Source organism: Streptomyces sp. NPDC002784, from assembly GCF_053592135.1.
The window spans coordinates 201,348-217,445 of record NZ_JBSFVD010000002.1 but is presented as its reverse complement, the minus strand read 5'-3'; the positions used below and the strand labels follow the sequence as shown (position 1 = coordinate 217,445).

The window sequence follows — 16,098 nt, the reverse complement described above, 5'->3', positions numbered from 1 at the left end:
GTCGGATCAACCACGCGCGGCGGCCAGGGATTCCCGGGCCGCGGCGGCGACGTTCTCGGCGGTGAAGCCGTACTCGGCGAACAGGGCCTGGGCATCGGCGGAGGCGCCGAAGTGTTCGAGGGAGACGATGCGTCCTGCGTCACCCACGAACCGGTACCACGTCAGACCGATCCCCGCTTCCACGGCGACACGCGCTCGCACGGACGGCGGAAGGACGGCCTCGCGGTAGGCGCGCGGCTGCTGCTCGAACCACTCCACGGACGGCATCGACACCACCCGGGTACCGATCCCCTCGGCTTCCAGCCGCTCGCGCGCGGCGACGGCGAGCTGCACCTCGGAGCCGGTGGCGACGATGACGACGTCCGGCGTGCCGGTCGAGGACTCGCGCAGGACGTAACCGCCCTTGGCCGCGTCCTCGTTGCGCTCGTACGTCGGCACGCCCTGGCGGGTCAGCGCGAGACCGTGCGGGGCCGGGTCGGTGGCGTGCCGGCGCAGGATCTCGGCCCAGGCGACGGCGGTCTCGTTGGCGTCGGCGGGCCGCACGATGTTCAGGCCCGGGACGGCGCGCAGCGAGGCCAGGTGCTCGACCGGCTGGTGGGTGGGGCCGTCCTCGCCGAGGCCGATGGAGTCGTGCGTCCACACATAGGTGACCGGCAGCTGCATCAGCGCGGACATCCGGACGGCGTTGCGCATGTAGTCGGAGAACACCAGGAAGGTGCCGCCGTAGATACGGGTGTTGCCGTGCAGGGCGATGCCGTTCATCACCGCGGCCATGGAGAACTCGCGGATCCCGAAGTGGACGGTACGGCCGTAGGGGTCGGCCTCCGGCAGCGGGTTGCCCCGCGGCAGGAAGGAGCCGGCCTTGTCGATGGTGGTGTTGTTGGAGCCGGCCAGGTCGGCGGAGCCGCCCCACAGCTCGGGGAGCACCGCGCCGAGCGCCTGGAGCACCTTGCCGGAGGCGGCACGGGTGGCGAGGGGCGCGCCGGGTTCGAACACCGGGACGGCGTCCTCCCAGCCGTCGGGGAGCTGACCGGCGACGACGCGGTCGAAGAGCCGGGCGCGCTCGGGGTGGGCGCCGCGCCACTTGTCGATCCGCTTGTCCCAGGCGGCGTGCGCCTCGGCGCCCCGGTCGAGGGCGCGGCGGCTGTGCGCCAGCACCTCGTCGGCGACCTCGAAGGTGCGCGCGGGGTCGAAACCGAGCAGCCGCTTGGTGGCGGCGATCTCGTCCTCGCCGAGCGCGGAGCCGTGGGAGGCCTCGGTGTTCCGGGCGTTCGGGGCGGGCCAGGCGATGATCGTGCGCATGGCGATGATCGAGGGGCGCCCGGTCTCCGCCCGGGCGGCCTCCAGCGCCGCGTGCAGGGCGTGCACGTCGACGTCGCCGTCCTCGGTGGGCGCGATGCGCTGGGTGTGCCAGCCGTAGGCCTCGTACCGCTTGAGCACGTCCTCGGAGAACGCGGTGGCGGTGTCGCCCTCGATGGAGATGTGGTTGTCGTCGTAGACGAGGACCAGGTTGCCCAGCTTCTGGTGGCCGGCCAGCGAGGAGGCCTCGGCGGAGACGCCCTCCTGGAGGTCGCCGTCGGAGACGATCGCCCAGACGGTGTGGTCGAACGGGGACTCGCCCTCGGGGGCCTCGGGGTCGAACAGGCCGCGCTCGTAGCGGGCGGCCATCGCCATGCCCACGGCGTTCGCGACGCCCTGGCCGAGCGGTCCCGTGGTGGTCTCCACGCCCGCGGTGTGGCCGTACTCCGGGTGACCGGGGGTCTTCGAACCCTGGGTCCGGAAGGCCTTGAGGTCGTCCAGCTCCAGCTCGTACCCGGCGAGGAAGAGCTGGGTGTAGAGGGTCAGCGAGGTGTGGCCGGGGGAGAGGACGAAGCGGTCCCGGCCGGTCCACTCAGGATCGGCGGGGTCGTGGCGCATCACCTTCTGAAAGATCGTGTACGCGGCGGGCGCGAGACTCATCGCGGTGCCCGGGTGGCCGTTGCCGACCTTCTGCACGGCATCCGCCGCCAGCAGGCGTGCGGTGTCGACGGCACGCCGGTCGAGTTCGGTCCATTCGAAGCGGTCCGGTGTCTGCGTGCTCATCTTCAAGAACTCCTCGATAGGAGTGGGTTTGCTGCTCTGACGCGTTCAAAAGTAAAAGTCTGACTTTTTCAAGGAAAGGTCGCCGTGTGTCAGCCTGTGGTGAAAGTGGGACACCGGGCGCGTGATCGAGGCGGAACGAGCGGGACATGGGAGACAGAACGGTGCAAGACGGCGTCGAGGACGGGATCAGAACCTTCCCCTTCCCGGTCGACCGGAGTGTGCTCGGCGTCGGCATGCAGGTCGGCCCGATGCGCCCCGGCCGCAGCTGGCACGCCGATGTGCCGCTGGAGCGGGTGCACCGCATCGACTTCCATGTCGTGATGCTGTTCGGTGCGGGACCCGTCCGGCACATGGTCGACTTCACCGAGTACGAGGCGGGCCCCGGCGATCTGCTCTGGATCCGCCCGGGGCAGATCCACCGCTTCTCGCCGACGAGCGAGTACCGGGGAACCGTCCTCACCATGCAACCCGGCTTCCTGCCCCGGGCGACGGTGGAGGCGACCGGCCTCTACCGCTACGACCTGCCGCCCCTGCTCCACCCCGACGAGCCGCAGCGCAGCGCCCTGCAGGCGGCGCTCGACCAGCTGCGCCGCGAGTACAAGGACACGGCGACCCTTCCCCTCAGCCTGCACACCGCGGTCCTGCGCCACTCCCTGTCGGCGTTCCTGCTGCGCCTGGCGCACCTGGCGGCCAGCTCCGAGGAAGCGGCCCGCCGCGACGCCGGCTCGGCCTTCACCCTCTTCCGGGACGCGGTGGAACGCGGCTTCGCCACGAACCACAGCGTGAGCGCGTACGCCGATCAGCTCGGCTACTCACGGCGCACCCTGGTGCGCGCGGTACGGGCCGCGACGGGGGAGACCCCGAAGGGCTTCATCGACAAGCGGGTCGTCCTGGAGGCCAAACGGCTGCTGGCCCACACGGACCTGCCGATCGGGCGGGTCGGGGTGGCGGTGGGCTTCCCCGACGCGGCGAACTTCTCCAAGTTCTTCCACCAGCACACGGACCTGACCCCGGCGGGCTTCCGGGCGGAGCTGCGCTAGCGGACGAGGCGCCAGGGGCGTGCGGCCATGGCCGGGACCCTCGCGCCGACGCACGCCGGCGGTCCGGACTCCCTCGCTCGGAATCCGGACCGCCGGCGCGTCACCGCTGCTCTCAGCGGCGGAAGGTGAACCAGTTGACGTTCACGAAGTCGGCGGGCTGTCCGCTGGTGAAGGTCAGGTACACATCGTGCGTGCCCGTCACCGCGCTGATGTTGGCCGGGACCGTGCGCCAGCTCTGCCAGCCGCCGGTGTTGGCCAGCGCGAAGCTGCCGACGGGCGCGTTGCTACGGCTGTCCAGGCGCACCTCGACCAGTCCGCTCACCCCGGACCCGGCCCCGCTCGCGACCCGGGCGGCGAACTGAGTGGCCGCCGTGGAACCGAAGTCGACGCCCCGGAACAGCGCCCAGTCACCGTTGCCGATCGCGCCGATGTTCTGGCCGCCGCCGGTGTCCGAGGTCGCCTCGGTGATCGTGCCGGACTGGCTGTCGCGGGACTCGGCCTGGATGGCGCTGTAGGCGTCCCGGTTGCCGGTCGGCGGAGGTGTGGTCCCACCCCCGCTGGAGAGCACCTGGACGTAGTCGACGACCATCGAGTGGCCGGGCACGGTCGCCGCGTCGGGGCCGCCGCCGAACGCGTCGACGAAACCGCCGCCCATCGCCACGTTCAGGATGATGAAGAAGCCGTGGTCGGTGGCGTTCTTCCAGGTCGTCGCGTCGACCTGATCGGCCCGTACCGTGTGGTAGTTGATGTCGTCGACGTAGAACCGGATCTGCTCCGGACTGGACGAGCGGTCCCATTCCAGCGCGTAGGTGTGGAAGCCCGCCTGGCAGGTGGCGCCGGGGCAGGCGCGGGAACCACCGATGCCGGTCGTCTCGTTGCACGGCCCGCCGGGGCTCGTACCGCAGTGGATCGTCGACCAGACGGTGTTGAGGCCCTGGACGTTCTCCATGATGTCCAGCTCGCCGACGCTCGGCCAGTTCCAGTAGTTGCCGCGGTAGGGCGTGCCGAGCATCCAGAAGGCCGGCCAGTAGCCGCGCGCTGCCGCGCCGGTGACGTTCGGCATCTGGATCCGCGACTGCACCCGCAGCTTGCCGCCCGCCGGGGGCTGGAAGTCCCCGCGGTTGGTCTCGATCCGGCCGGACGTCCAGTTGCCGGCGGCGTCGCGGCGCGGGGTGATGCGGAGGTTGCCGTTGCCGTCCAGGGCCACGTTGTTGGTGCTGGACGTCATGTTCTCGATCTCGCCGGTGCCCCAGTTGGCGGGACCGCCGGGGTAGCCGTGGCCGGTCGCGTACTGCCAGTCGGCGGTGTTGACGCCGGTGCCCGCGGCGCCGTTGAAGTCGTCCACGAAGACCTGGGTCCAGCCCGACGGGGGTGGGGGAGCGGCGGCGTCCGCGGACGCGACGGCGCCCGCCGCCAGGCCCATGGCGCTGCAGAGGGCGACGAGCGCGCGCCGCAGGGGGCGCACTCGTCTGCGGGGTGTGCCGGAGGTTTCACTCATGGGGTGCTGCCTCTCGGGGAGTCCTCGAGCATGCGTGAGAGCGCTCTCAAAGTGCCGCCAATGTGCTCCCCGGCACTCCGGTCGTCAAGAGGTGAAGCAGATAAATCCCTTGCCCGCCAAGGAAGTTCACCCCGTGAAGGCGTTACAGCGCGCTGCCCGCCCGCCATTGCCGCCACGACAGGTTCCAGCCGTTGAGCCCGTTGGCCGGATCGACCGTCCGCGCACCGGAGCCGGTCACCACCACGACATCGCCGGGCATCGAACTGTCGTAGAACCGGTAGCCGTCCGCGGACGTGTCGTCCGCCCCCCGCACGTCCCGCAGCCCGATGCAGCCGTGGCTGGTGTTCTCGCCGCCGAACACCGACGCGGCCGCCCAGTAGTTGCCGTGCAGGAAGGTGCCGGAGCTGGTCAGCCGCTGGGCGTGCGGGACGTCGGAGATGTCGTACGCGTCGCCGAGGCCGACCGTGGCGGACGCCATCCGGGTCTCCTCGAACCGCTCGCTGATCACCATGATCCCGGACCAGGTGGGGTGCTCGGCGTCGCCGCCGGTGACCGGGTACGTGGCGACGGTCCGCCCATCGCGTACGACCGTCATCCGCTTGCCGGCGAGGTCGACCGTGCTGATCTGCGCGCGGCCGATGCGGAAGGTGACGTCCTTGGACTGGACGCCGTGGACACCGTCCGCGCCCTCCACGTCCTTCAGCCGCAGGGCGAGCGTGACCGTGGTGCCGGCCGCCCAGTACGACTCGGGCCGGAAGTCGAGCCGGGTGTCGCTGAACCAGTGGCCGACCACCTCGACGGCCGGGTCCGCGGTCACCGTGATCGCGCGCTCGACGGCGGCCCGGTCGGTCACGGCGTGCGAGAAGGTGACCGACACGGGCATGCCGACGCCGCAGGTGGAACCGGCCCCGGGAGTGACGTACGCGACGAAGGTCTCGCCGGGCGACTTGGTGGTGAAGGTCGCGGTCGCCGCGGCGCCGCCCGCCGCCTCGGCGGTGACCGTGTACTTCGTGCCCGAGTACGGGTTCCGGGTCGAGGTCCACGTCGTCCGGGCCTCGTCGTAGGTCCCGGCGAGGGTGGCGCCGTCGTTGCCGGTGACCCGCACCGAGGCGAGCGTGCCGCCGGTCACGGTGACCTCGACGGGACGGGTGAAGGCGGCCTTCTTCGTGCCGTCGGCGGGGGCCACCGTGATCGCCGGCCGGGACGAGGGGGCCGGGGCGGCCTCCGCCGGGCCGGCGCCCGTCGTGAGCGCGGCGGCGGGGACCGCGCCGAGGGCGGTGAGGACCCCGCGCCGCGACCACCCCCGCGGCTGCTGCTCGAACCGGTTCGACATGTGCGAGACGCCCACGGCAGGCCTTCCTGGTACATCCATGTTTGCGCCTGCATCGTGCCGCGCGGACCTGGGGCGAACCTGTGGACCGGCGGTGCGCCGGATGAGATTCCGTGCGGCTCAGACCTTCGTCGGTACGGGCGGCTCGGCGGCCGGTGCCGCCGCCTCCCGCAGCCCGAACCGGTCATGGAGCCGCCGCAGCGGACCGGGCGCCCACCAGGCACGGCGGCCGAGCAGCGCCATCGTCGCCGGGACCAGCAGCATCCGTACGACGGTGGCGTCGATCAGCACCGCCAGGGTGAGCCCGAGGCCGATCTGGAGGATGGGCGAGAAGCCGCCCGTCATGAAGGCACCGAAGACGATCGCCAGCAGCAGCGCGGCGCAGGTCACCACGCGCCCGGACCGGCGCAGCCCGGTCACCACGGCCTCCCGTTCGTCCTCGCCCCGCTCCCTGGCCTCGCGCATCCGGGCGAGGATGAACAGCTCGTAGTCCATGGCGAGCCCGAAGGCGATGGCGATGATCAGCGGCGGCGCGGTGAGGCTCAGCGCGCCCAGGCCCTCGGCGCCCAGCAGCCCGGCCAGATGCCCGTCCTGGAACACCCACACCACCGCACCGAGCGCGGCGCCGAGACTGAGCAGGGTGGTGGCGACGGTGCGCAGCGGGATCAGCACCGACCCGGTGAAGGCGAACAGCAGTACGAAGATGCCCGCGAGGACGGTCACGGCGGCCCAGGGGGCCCGCTCGGCGAGCATCTCCCGGAAGTCCACCAGCCGGGCCGCGGACCCGGTCACCTCCACCGGCTCGTCGCCGCGCAGCTCCCGGATCCGCTCCACGAGACCGGTCGCCGCCTCGCCGTCGACGCTGCCCGGCGGCCGGACCTCCACGACCGTGGTGCCGTCCGGCAGCTGACGGGACTCGGCGCCGGACAGCGCGCCGATCCGCTCGGCGGTCGCCGGATCGGTGCCGGGCCGGACGACGACGGTGACCGGGGAGACGCCGGTACCGGGCGGGAAGTGGGCCTCGACGGTGTCGTACAGCTGCCGTGCCTCGGTGCTCGCGGGCAGCTGCCGGGCGTCGCCGAGGTTGATCGTCAGCCCGGCGACCGGCAGCGCCAGGACCAGCAGGGCCGGTACGACGGTGGCCACCACGGCGATCCGGCGGCGCGCGGCGAACCGGGCCAGGCGGGCGAAGAGCCGCCCCTCCTCGGCATCCGGCCGGACCCGCGCGGGCGGGATCTTCCCGCCGAACTTCGTCAGCAGCGCGGGCAGCAGGGTGACCGCGGCGAGCATGTCGACGACCACCACGGCGGCCACCGCCAGACCCATGCTGCGCAGGAACACGCTCGGGAAGACCAGCAGCCCGGTCAGGCTGACGGCGACCGTGAGCCCGGAGAACAGCACGGTCCGCCCGGCCGCGGCGACCGTGCGGTGCACGGCTGCCACGACGTCCTCGGTGTGCCGGCGCTCCTCCCGGAACCGCACCAGCATCAACAGCGCGTAGTCCACGGCCAGTCCGAGGCCGAGCATGGTGGTGACCTGGATGGCGTAGACCGAGATGTCGGTGACCTCGCTGAACGCGAACAGCGCGAGGAACGCGCCCGCGATCCCGCTGACCGCGATCACCAGCGGCAGGGCGGCGGCCCGCAGCCCGCCGAACACGACGAGCAGCAGGGCGAGCACGACGGGCAGGGAGATCAACTCGGCGTTCTTGACGTCCTCCTGGGCCCGCTCGCCCAGCTGCCTGCCGAGCAGTTCGCCGCCGCTGACATGGACGTCGGGCGCCTCGATCTGCCGGATGCGCTCGGCGGCGGCGTCCGTCGCGTCCGCCTCGGCGTCGTCGTCGAGGCCGCCCTCGAAGGTGACCGGGATGATCAGGGCCCGGCCGTCCCGGGCGGTGAGTCCCGGCGTGGCGTACGGATCGGGTACGGCGGCCACCCCGGCGATCTCCCGGACCTCGGCGACGGCCCGTTCGACCTGGGCGCGCAGGGCGGCGTCCGCGACCGGCTCGCCCGCGACGACGGCGGTGACGGTCTCCCCGGTCGGGTCCAGGCGGGACAGGTACTGCTCGGCCAGCTCCGACTCGGTGCCGGGCACGTCCGGCACATCGTCGGAGAGCCGCCCGAAGACGCCCGTGCCGAGGCCGAAGCCGAGCAGCAGGAAGAGCAGCCAGAGCAGGATGACGGTGAGCGGGCGGCGGGTGGCCGCCCGGGTGAGCGTGGAGAGCACGGGGGCCTCCGGGCCGTTGGACGGTGGGCATGTGCTCTCAGGTTGGTCCCGGGCCCGGCGTCACCGGATCGCCGGAGGGAGCGGTTTGCCGGGCTCCGTCGCACGGGGGAGAAGCGGGCCGGACTCACTCGTACGAGGGAGGGGGCGCCGGGAATCATCCGGCCCGGCCCGGGAGTTGTCCGGTCAGGAGCCGCTGATCACGAAGGAGTGCCGATGTCCGAGGAACCGGGAGTCCGCGAGCTGCGCCTGGTGGTCACCGCGGCGGACTACGACGCCGCGCTGCACTTCTACCGGGATGTCCTGGGCCTGCCCGAGAGAGCGGCGTTCTCCTCGCCGGGCGGCCGGGTGAGCATCCTGGAGGCGGGGCGGGCGACGCTGGAGCTGACCGATCCGAACCACGCGGAGTTCATCGACGACGTCGAGGTCGGACGCCGGGTCGCCGGGCACATCCGGGTGGCGTTCCAGGTGGACGACTCCGCGGCGGTGACACGGGAGCTGGCCGAGGCCGGCGCGGAGGTCGTCGCCGAGCCGACGCGCACGCCCTGGAACTCGCTCAACTCCCGGCTCCAGGCGCCGGGGGCGCTGCAGCTCACCCTCTTCACCGAGCTGGGGGAGGATCAGGACTGAGCCTCCCCGGGGGCCACCAGGCCCGTCTCGTACGCGCAGATCACCGCCTGCACCCGGTCCCGCAGCCCCAGCTTGCTCAGCACATTGCTGACGTGGGTCTTGACCGTGTGCTCGCTCACGAACAGGGCCGAGGCGATCTCCGCGTTGGACAGTCCCCGGGCCAGCATCCGCAGCGTCTCCGCCTCGCGGGCGGTGAGGACGTCGAGGCGCTCGGGCGTGACCTCGGCGGCCGCCTCCTGTCTCCGGCGGCGCACCAGGTCGGCGACGAGCCGGCGGGTCACGGTCGGGGCGAGCAGCGAGTCGCCGGCCGCGACCACCCGGACGGCGTGCACGAGGTCGTCGCGGCGGACGTCCTTCAGCAGAAAGCCGCTGGCGCCCGCGTACAGCGCCTCGTACACGTACTCGTCCAGGTCGAAGGTGGTCAGCATGACCACCTTGCAGGCGGACTGCCCGCACACCCGCCGGGCCGCCTCCAGGCCGTCCATGACGGGCATCCGGATGTCGAGGAGCAGCACGTCGGGCGCGTGCTGCCGCACCGCGGCGACCGCCTCGGCGCCGTCCCCGGCCTCGGCGACCACCTCGATGTCCGGCTGCGCCTCCAGGATCATGCTGAAACCGCTGCGGACCAGCTCCTGGTCGTCGGCGACGACCACCCGGATGCTCACCCCGGCGCCGCCTGCCGGTCGTCGGCCGGGAGGCGTACGACGACCCGGAAACCGCCGTCCTGGCCGCGCCCGGCACGGGCGGTGCCCCCGCAGGCCGCGGCGCGCTCACGGATGCCGATCAGCCCGTGTCCGCCGCCCGGCCCCGAGGGGCCGCGGCCGTCGTCCGTCACCGACAGTGTCAATGCGTCCTCCGCCCAGTCCAGAGCGACGGTAGCGGAGGAGGCGCAGGCGTGCTTCACGGTGTTGGTGAGCGCCTCCTGCACGATCCGGAAGGCGGCCACCTCGGTGTCCGGCGGCAGCGGGCGCGGCTGCCCCGCGCTGCGCAGGTCCACCCGCAGCCCGGTGGACCCGGTGACCTGCCGGACCAGGCCGGGCAGCGCCGCCACGCCCGGCTGCGGCAGCCGCCGCGCCCCGCCCTCGCGCTCCTCCTCCTTCAGCACGCCGAGGATCCGCCGCAGCTGCGCCATCGCGTCCCGGCCGGTCGCCGCGATGGCGTCGAACGCCGCCTCCGCACGCACCGGATCGGTGCGCATCACCACCGGTCCCGCCTCGGCCTGCACCACCATCAGGCTCACCGCGTGGGCCAGGATGTCGTGCATGTCCCGGGCGATCCGGGCCCGCTCCTGGGCCGTCGCCCGAGCCGTGTCCGCGGCCCGCTCCCGTTCCAGGCGCCGGGTCCGGTCCACCAGGGCGGCGGTGTAGGCGCGCTGCACCCGGGCGAGCATGCCGAGGCCGTACGCGCCGACGACGCTCAGCAGCTGGAAGGCGTACTCGAAGGGCAGCGGCTCCTCCTTGTGCTGCATGGTGAGCACGACCCCGAGGATCCAGCCCGTGAGCATGAACCGGCGCTGCCAGGCCCGGCCCTGGGCGGCCATCGTGTAGAGGACGACCAGACCGGCGTACATCACGTCCGGCGGGGGCGCGTGGTACCAGGCCATCGCGGGGGTGGCCAGCGACACCGCGCACGCGGCGGCGAACGGCGCCCGGCGACGCCAGACCAGGGGCAGCGCGGTGGCCGCGGCCAGCAGCCAGCCCCGCCAGGTCAGCCTGTGGTCCCCGTCGTCCGGGAAGAGCCACTGGAGGGAGGCGGCGAACAGCACCAGCGCGGCGAGCGCGGCGTCGACGACGTACGGGTTCGCCGTGCGCAGCCGGGCGGCGGCGGGGGCGAGCCAGGTCGGCGGGGACATGGGCGGCTCCTCGGGGCAAGAGGCCGTTCCAGTATCGGAGGCCGGACGGGGCGACGTCCTCACCGGTGAGAGGGATATCGTCCCTCCGTTTGTGATCGCTTCGATGCCGCGGAGAAGGAACCAGGAGTCAGGACTTTCCCTCTCAAAGGTCGAAACAGAGCGTTCACAGCGTGTGCATGGTCATGGACCGACGGCTGCGACCACCATCGTCTGCGGATGCCCTGCCCGCCGCCTCCAGGAGTCACGTATGCCGAGCCGCCGCCGATTCCTCACCGCGGCCGCCGCCGTGCCGGTCGCGGCCGGGGCGGTCACCGCGTGCGAGGGGCCCGGCTCGCCGGTGCCGGTGGCCGACGGCAAGCAGGCCCCGGCCGTGCCGGCCGTGCGCTCCGGCACGGACCGGCTCAGCTTCGTGGTGATCCTCGCCGACGATCTCGGCCACGGCGAACTCGGCGCCTACGGCCAAAAGCTCATCGACACCCCCCGCCTGGACGCCCTGGCCGCCGAGGGACTGCGCTTCACCGACGCCTACGCCACCGCCCCCGTCTGCGCGCCCTCGCGCTGCTCGGTGCTCACCGGGCTGCACGCCGGGCACGCCACCGTCCGCGAGAACCCGTGGGGCCCGGGCGGCCAAGGGGCGCTGACCGACCGGGACTTCACCTTCGCCGAGGCGCTCCGCGCGCTCGGCTACCGCACCGGCATCTTCGGCAAGTGGGGCTTCGGACCCGAGCTGCCGGACCAGCCCAGCCACCCCAACTCCCGCGGTTTCGAGGAGTTCCACGGCTACCTCGGGCACCGCCACGCCCACGACTACTTCCCCGAGTACCTGTGGCACAACGGCACCCGGCAGGAGATCCCCGCCAACCGCGGAGACGCCCGCGAGGTGTACGCGCCCGACCTGCTGAAGGACCGGGCGCTGGCCTTCCTCGACGCGCACCGCGCCGAGCCGTTCCTGCTGTACCTGACCCCGGCCCTGCCGCACGCGCCCAGCCACACCCCCGACGACGGCGGGTACGGCGACCGCCCCTGGCCGGGCCCCGACCGGCGGCACGCCGCCCAGGTCACCGCCTTCGACTCGCTGGTCGGCGACGTCGTCGACCGCCTCACCCGGCTCGGCGTCGCGGACCGCACCCTCGTCCTGGTCACCAGCGACAACGGCCCGCACGAGGAGGGCCGGACCAATCCCGACCTCTTCGACGCCAACGGCCCGTTGCGCGGCTACAAACGGAACCTGTACGAGGGCGGCGTCCGCGTCCCGCTCATCGCCTGGTCCCCGCGGCGCGTCCCGGCCGGCACCACCGACCGCCCCACCCCGCTCACCGACCTGCTCCCCACCCTCGCCGACCTCGCCGGCGCCCCCGCCCCGACGGACCTCGACGGCCTCTCGCTGGCCCCGCTGCTGCGCGGCTCCGGCCACCCGGCCCGCCACGACCACCTGTACTTCTACCGCAACCACAGCGGAGTCACCCCGCGCTCCGACGCCGTCGACCAGGGCCGGGGCCGCCGGCTCGCGGAGGCGCTGCGGCGCGGCGACCTGAAGGCGGTGCGCTTCGCCCCGGGCCAGGACCGCGGCGTCCCCGACGACGAGTGGGACGTGGAGCTGTACGACCTGTCCCGGGACCCCGGTGAGCAGGACGACCTGGCGTCGGCGCGCCCGGCCCAGGCGGACGCGCTGGTACGGCTGATGCGTGACTCCTGGTCGCCCACCTACCCCCGCACGCCCTTCGGCCTGACGCTGGAGGTCACCGGCCGGGCGCCGGACCTCCTCGTCACCGCGTCCCTCGCCAACGGCTCCGCCCGCCCCTGGACCGCCCCCCGCCTCACCCTGGGCGTCCCCGGCGGCTGGGACATCCACGCCCTCGACCCGGTCACCGCCCCTGTCCTGCGGGCGGGCGCCGACCTGACGGTCCGCTGGCGGATCACCCCGGCCCGGGTCACCTCCGACACGACCCTCGCCTGCCGGGCCACCGCCCGGCACGCGGGAAAGGACGTGACGTACCTGGCCCGCACGGTGCTGGGCTGAGCGTTCAGTGCCCCTCGGGGAGCCACCCCAGAGCGCGCGAGATCCCGCGCGCCGCGATCCGCACGGCCGGGGCCAGCACCGGTACCTGGGCGTCGGCCTCGGGTACCACCACCGACACCGCCGCGACCACCGCGCCGCCGGTTCCCCGTACGGGCGCGGCCACCGACAGGGCGTCGTCGGTGACCTGACGACTGCTCACCGCCACTCCCGTACGGCGTACTTCGGCCAGCTCGCGGCGCAGCCGGGCGGGGTCGGTGATCGTGTACGGGGTGAAGGACGCCAGCGGCCCGGAGCAGTACTCCTCCTGGCGGGCCGGGTCGTCATGGGCCAGCAGGGCGAGGCCCACCCCGGTGGCGTGCAGGGGCCAGCGGGCGCCGACGCGGATGTGGACGCCGACCGCCGAGCGGCCGGAGAGCCACTCGATGTAGACGACCTCCGGGCCGTCCCGCACCGCCAACTGCACGTTCTCGTGGGTCGCTTCGTACAGGTCCTCCAGAAAGGGCAGCGCGACCTGCCGGAGGGCGAGGCCGCGCGGGGCCAGTGCCGCGATCTCCCACAGCCGCAGCCCCACGTGGTAGACGCCGCCCGGGTCGCGTTCCAGCGCGCCCCACTCGGTGAGGGCGCCCACCAGACGGTGTGCGGTGGTCAGGCTCAGCCCGGCCCGCCGGCTGATGTCCGTCAGGCTCAGCGCCGGATGCTCGTGGTCGAAGGCGGCGAGCACGGACAGCAGCCGGTCGGGCGCGGAACGAGGGGTCATGGCCGGGCGTCTCCCGGGTGGGCCAGATCGTAGGGGCGGGGGTAGGGGGCCGGACTGTACCCGGTGTAGCGGGGCTCGGTGGTGGAATCGGTCTGCCGCGCACGGGAGTTGAGCGCGCGGGGCGAGGCGTCCCAGCGGCCCGTGGCCAGCCGGGCCCGCAGCGTGTGCAGGGCGCCCACCGTCTCGCCGGGGGTGAACGTGCAGTGGCCGGGCGCGTCGACGTAGGCCTGCGCCAGCAGTGCGCCCGAGCCCGCCGCGGTGGCGGCCCTGCGGTAGGCGCTCTCCGCCTGGACGGGGATCAGGGTGTCACCGGTGGTGTGGATGGTCAGCTGGGGGTCGGTGAGACGGCCGGTGAGGACGCTGGTGTCCCGCATCCACCGTACGGCCGGGGCGTCGGCGGTGACCCGGGGCGCCCGGCGCAGGGCGTGGAGGTCCTCGCGCAGGGAGACGTCCGCCTCCTTGTAGAGGCCGGCGACCTCCTTGTACAACGGGGAGCGGTGGAGCATGGCCGTGTAGTCGACGCCCGTGTTCCAGGACGGGTTGCCGCCCGCCCGGGTCTCCGCCTCCTGACGCCAGCTGAAGGCGGGGAGCTGGACGAGCCCGGGCAGGGCGTCGCCGGGGATGCCGTGCAGAGCGGCGGCGAGGGCGATCCGGGCGCGGCCCTCGGGGGTCTGCCGGGCGGCCGTCAGGTCCGCGGAGAGCGACGCGGCGGCGTGCTGCGCCTCGGCCCGGTCCGCGAAGCCGGTGAGCCGGACGTCCGAGCCGAGCAGGGTGTCCAGCGCGAACACCGGGTCCAGCGTGCTGTTCCAGTTCGCCACGCCGCCCTGCACCAGGCCGCACATCGACAGCGAGCCGTCGAAGCGGTCGGCGTGCCGTTCGGCGAGCCTGGTCGTGACCAGTCCGCCGTAGGACGTGCCCCAGGCGAGGGTCTCGTCGGCCGGGCCGAACTTCTCGGTGAAGACGTCGAGCGTGGCGAGCTGGTCGGGCACGGCGTCGGTCACGGCCCAGCCGGTGGTGGCGTAGGAGGAGCCGATCAAGGCATAGCCCTGGTCCAGGAGTTCGGCCCGGGTGGTCGGATCGGGCGCGTTCTGGGCCGGGTTGGGTGAGCCGGCGGGCCGGTAGCCGTGGCTGTACAGCAGGACCGTGCCGTTCCAGTTCGCCGACACGTCCATCAAGTAGGCGGCGCCCGAGGGGAGATGGCCCTCCAGGTGGGTGTCCGCAGCGGGCAGGGCGGCGGCCGTGGTGAGGGTGACGGCCAGTGCGACGGCGACCAGGGTTCTCAACGGGGTGTCCCTTCCGGGGTGGGGGTCGCGGAACGGGCCGGGGCGGGTTCCAGGGCGTCGGTGCGGGTCTCGCGGATCCGCCACACGGCCAGCGCGGTGATCGCCGCGCCACCGCACAGCAGCAGGGAGACGGGCGTGCCGTCACCGCCGTTCGAGGCGAGCAGACTGCTGGCGATCAGGGGGGAGAAGCCCGCGCCGAGCAGGGTGGCCCCCTGGTAGCCGAGGGAGGCGCCGGTGTAGCGGACCCGGGTGCCGAACATCTCGGTGAGCAGGGCGCCCAGCGGGCCGTACATCGTGGACTGGGCCACGCCGTGGCCGAGCGCGAGGGCGAGGATCAGCAGGCCGGGGGAGCCGGACTCGACCAGGGCCAGGACGGGGAAGGCGAGCGCGGCGGAGGCGACGGCGCCGGTCAGCACGACCGGACGGCGGCCGACCCGGTCGGAGAGGGCGGAGGCGGCGGGCAGGACCAGCAGGGCGACCCCGGAGGCGACGGTCACCGCGGTGAGCACCTGCGAGCGGCTGTAGCCCTCGTCGACGGCGTACGTGATCATGAAGCTGGTCAGCAGGGACTGCGCGGTGAAGGCGCCGATGCCGACGCAGGCGGCCAGCAGCACCGGCTTGGGGCGGCGCAGGACCTCCAGCACGGGTGGCTTCTCGCGCGGCGCGGGCTTGGTGAACAGGGGGCTCTCGGCGACCTTGAGGCGGACGAACATGCCGACGCCGAGCAGGACCACGCTCAGCAGGAAGGGCACCCGCCAGCCCCAGGAGCGGAAGTCGTCGTCGGGCAGCGCGGAGACCGCGGTGACGACTCCGGCGGAGAGCAACGAGCCCAGTGGGGCGCCGAGTTGGGTGAAGCTGGACCACAGCCCGCGCCGCCCGCTCTGGGTGCGCTCGGCGTGCTCGACGACCATCAGGGTGGCGCCGCCCCACTCCCCGCCGATCGCGATGCCCTGCACGACGCGGAGCAGGACCAGCAGCACGGGCGCCCAGACGCCGATCGCGTCGTAGGTGGGCAGCAGACCGATCAGAAAACTGCCGCTGCCCATCAACAGCATGGTCAGCAGCATCATCGACTTGCGGCCCACGCGGTCGCCGAAGTGGCCGAAGAGGATGCCGCCGACGGGCCGGGCCAGGTAACCGGCGGCGAAGGTGCCGAAGGCGGCGATCGTGCCGACGGCGGGGTCGGCGTCGGGGAAGAACAGCTCGCCGAAGACGAGCGCGGCGACGGTGCCGTAGACGAGGAAGTCGTAGAACTCCACGGCGGTGCCGAGCAGGCCGGACAGGGCGACTCTGCGCAACTGCCGGGAGTCGGGGACGGGTGGGGATGGCTGCACGGTGGGCTCCCTGGGGGACGGTGCCGATGCCTCCGTGAAGTTAGGCAGT

General features: G+C 73.3%; 12 protein-coding genes. 3 read left to right on the top strand and 9 right to left on the bottom strand.

All coding sequences use genetic code 11. The features are described 5' to 3' along the window. Positions 1–6: 6 nt before the first annotated feature. Positions 7–2,082 (bottom strand): transketolase, encoded by a 2,076-nt coding sequence (tkt, locus tag ACWD1Z_RS05635; protein WP_451115810.1) that lies wholly within the window; start codon positions 2,080–2,082, stop codon positions 7–9. 146 nt (positions 2,083–2,228) lie between these two features. Between tkt and ACWD1Z_RS05630 the strand changes: the two genes are divergently transcribed. Further along, positions 2,229–3,122 carry a helix-turn-helix domain-containing protein gene (locus ACWD1Z_RS05630; RefSeq protein WP_451115808.1) on the top strand — a complete coding sequence of 298 codons (894 nt, stop codon included), beginning with the start codon at positions 2,229–2,231 and terminating at the stop codon, positions 3,120–3,122. Positions 3,123–3,234: 112 nt separating this feature from the next. On the opposite strand, the gene ACWD1Z_RS05625 is transcribed toward ACWD1Z_RS05630, so the two are convergent. The 3 genes from ACWD1Z_RS05625 to ACWD1Z_RS05615 form a co-directional block, all read right to left on the bottom strand. Further along, positions 3,235–4,620 (bottom strand): glycoside hydrolase family 16 protein, encoded by a 1,386-nt coding sequence (locus tag ACWD1Z_RS05625; RefSeq protein ID WP_451115806.1) that lies wholly within the window; start codon positions 4,618–4,620, stop codon positions 3,235–3,237. Positions 4,621–4,762: 142 nt separating this feature from the next. Next, on the bottom strand, positions 4,763–5,968 hold the full coding sequence (locus tag ACWD1Z_RS05620; RefSeq protein WP_451115804.1) for an Ig-like domain-containing protein: 1,206 nt from the start codon (positions 5,966–5,968) through the stop codon (positions 4,763–4,765). A 102-nt stretch (positions 5,969–6,070) separates the two neighbouring features. Next, positions 6,071–8,176: an MMPL family transporter gene (locus ACWD1Z_RS05615; protein ID WP_451115802.1), complete on the bottom strand. Its 2,106-nt coding sequence runs from the start codon at positions 8,174–8,176 to the stop codon at positions 6,071–6,073. Between the two features lie 213 nt (positions 8,177–8,389). On the opposite strand from ACWD1Z_RS05615, the gene ACWD1Z_RS05610 reads away from it, so the two are divergent. Beyond that, positions 8,390–8,803, top strand: coding sequence for a VOC family protein (locus ACWD1Z_RS05610; protein WP_451115800.1), 414 nt, complete (start codon positions 8,390–8,392; stop codon positions 8,801–8,803). Here ACWD1Z_RS05610 and ACWD1Z_RS05605 read toward each other — a convergent pair. Next, entirely contained in the window at positions 8,794–9,468 is a 675-nt protein-coding gene (locus ACWD1Z_RS05605; RefSeq protein ID WP_451115798.1) for a response regulator, read from the bottom strand. The two genes, ACWD1Z_RS05610 and ACWD1Z_RS05605, sit on opposite strands and share 10 nt — an antisense overlap. Beyond that, complete coding sequence (locus ACWD1Z_RS05600) at positions 9,465–10,655, bottom strand: sensor histidine kinase (RefSeq protein ID WP_451115796.1); 1,191 nt, start codon at positions 10,653–10,655, stop codon at positions 9,465–9,467. The genes ACWD1Z_RS05605 and ACWD1Z_RS05600 overlap by 4 nt, the downstream gene beginning before the upstream one ends. Before the next feature lie 247 nt (positions 10,656–10,902). Here ACWD1Z_RS05600 and ACWD1Z_RS05595 point away from each other — a divergent pair, with 247 nt between their 5' ends. Then, the gene (locus ACWD1Z_RS05595) at positions 10,903–12,675 is read left to right on the top strand and encodes a sulfatase-like hydrolase/transferase (RefSeq protein WP_451115794.1); all 1,773 of its coding nucleotides are present in this window, start codon (positions 10,903–10,905) and stop codon (positions 12,673–12,675) included. A 4-nt stretch (positions 12,676–12,679) separates the two neighbouring features. On the opposite strand, the gene ACWD1Z_RS05590 is transcribed toward ACWD1Z_RS05595, so the two are convergent. From ACWD1Z_RS05590 to ACWD1Z_RS05580, 3 genes are read right to left on the bottom strand one after another with little or no spacing between them, the layout of a single operon-like run. Then, on the bottom strand, positions 12,680–13,432 hold the full coding sequence (locus tag ACWD1Z_RS05590) for an IclR family transcriptional regulator (protein ID WP_451115793.1): 753 nt from the start codon (positions 13,430–13,432) through the stop codon (positions 12,680–12,682). After that, on the bottom strand, positions 13,429–14,715 hold the full coding sequence (locus tag ACWD1Z_RS05585) for an alpha/beta hydrolase family protein (RefSeq protein ID WP_451115791.1): 1,287 nt from the start codon (positions 14,713–14,715) through the stop codon (positions 13,429–13,431). The genes ACWD1Z_RS05590 and ACWD1Z_RS05585 overlap by 4 nt, the downstream gene beginning before the upstream one ends. Then, on the bottom strand, positions 14,712–16,049 hold the full coding sequence (locus ACWD1Z_RS05580) for an MFS transporter (RefSeq protein ID WP_451115789.1): 1,338 nt from the start codon (positions 16,047–16,049) through the stop codon (positions 14,712–14,714). Before ACWD1Z_RS05580 ends, ACWD1Z_RS05585 begins: the two co-directional genes overlap by 4 nt. Positions 16,050–16,098: the final 49 nt, after the last annotated feature.

Bases quoted from the DNA above. Each gene is read 5' to 3' on its own strand.
- tkt (WP_451115810.1), bottom strand. From the start codon at position 2,082: ATGAGCACGCAGACACCGGACCGCTTCGAATGGACCGAACTCGACCGG.
- ACWD1Z_RS05630 (WP_451115808.1), top strand. From the start codon at position 2,229: ATGGGAGACAGAACGGTGCAAGACGGCGTCGAGGACGGGATCAGAACC.
- ACWD1Z_RS05625 (WP_451115806.1), bottom strand. From the start codon at position 4,620: ATGAGTGAAACCTCCGGCACACCCCGCAGACGAGTGCGCCCCCTGCGG.
- ACWD1Z_RS05610 (WP_451115800.1), top strand. From the start codon at position 8,390: ATGTCCGAGGAACCGGGAGTCCGCGAGCTGCGCCTGGTGGTCACCGCG.
- ACWD1Z_RS05600 (WP_451115796.1), bottom strand. From the start codon at position 10,655: ATGTCCCCGCCGACCTGGCTCGCCCCCGCCGCCGCCCGGCTGCGCACG.
- ACWD1Z_RS05595 (WP_451115794.1), top strand. From the start codon at position 10,903: ATGCCGAGCCGCCGCCGATTCCTCACCGCGGCCGCCGCCGTGCCGGTC.
- ACWD1Z_RS05590 (WP_451115793.1), bottom strand. From the start codon at position 13,432: ATGACCCCTCGTTCCGCGCCCGACCGGCTGCTGTCCGTGCTCGCCGCC.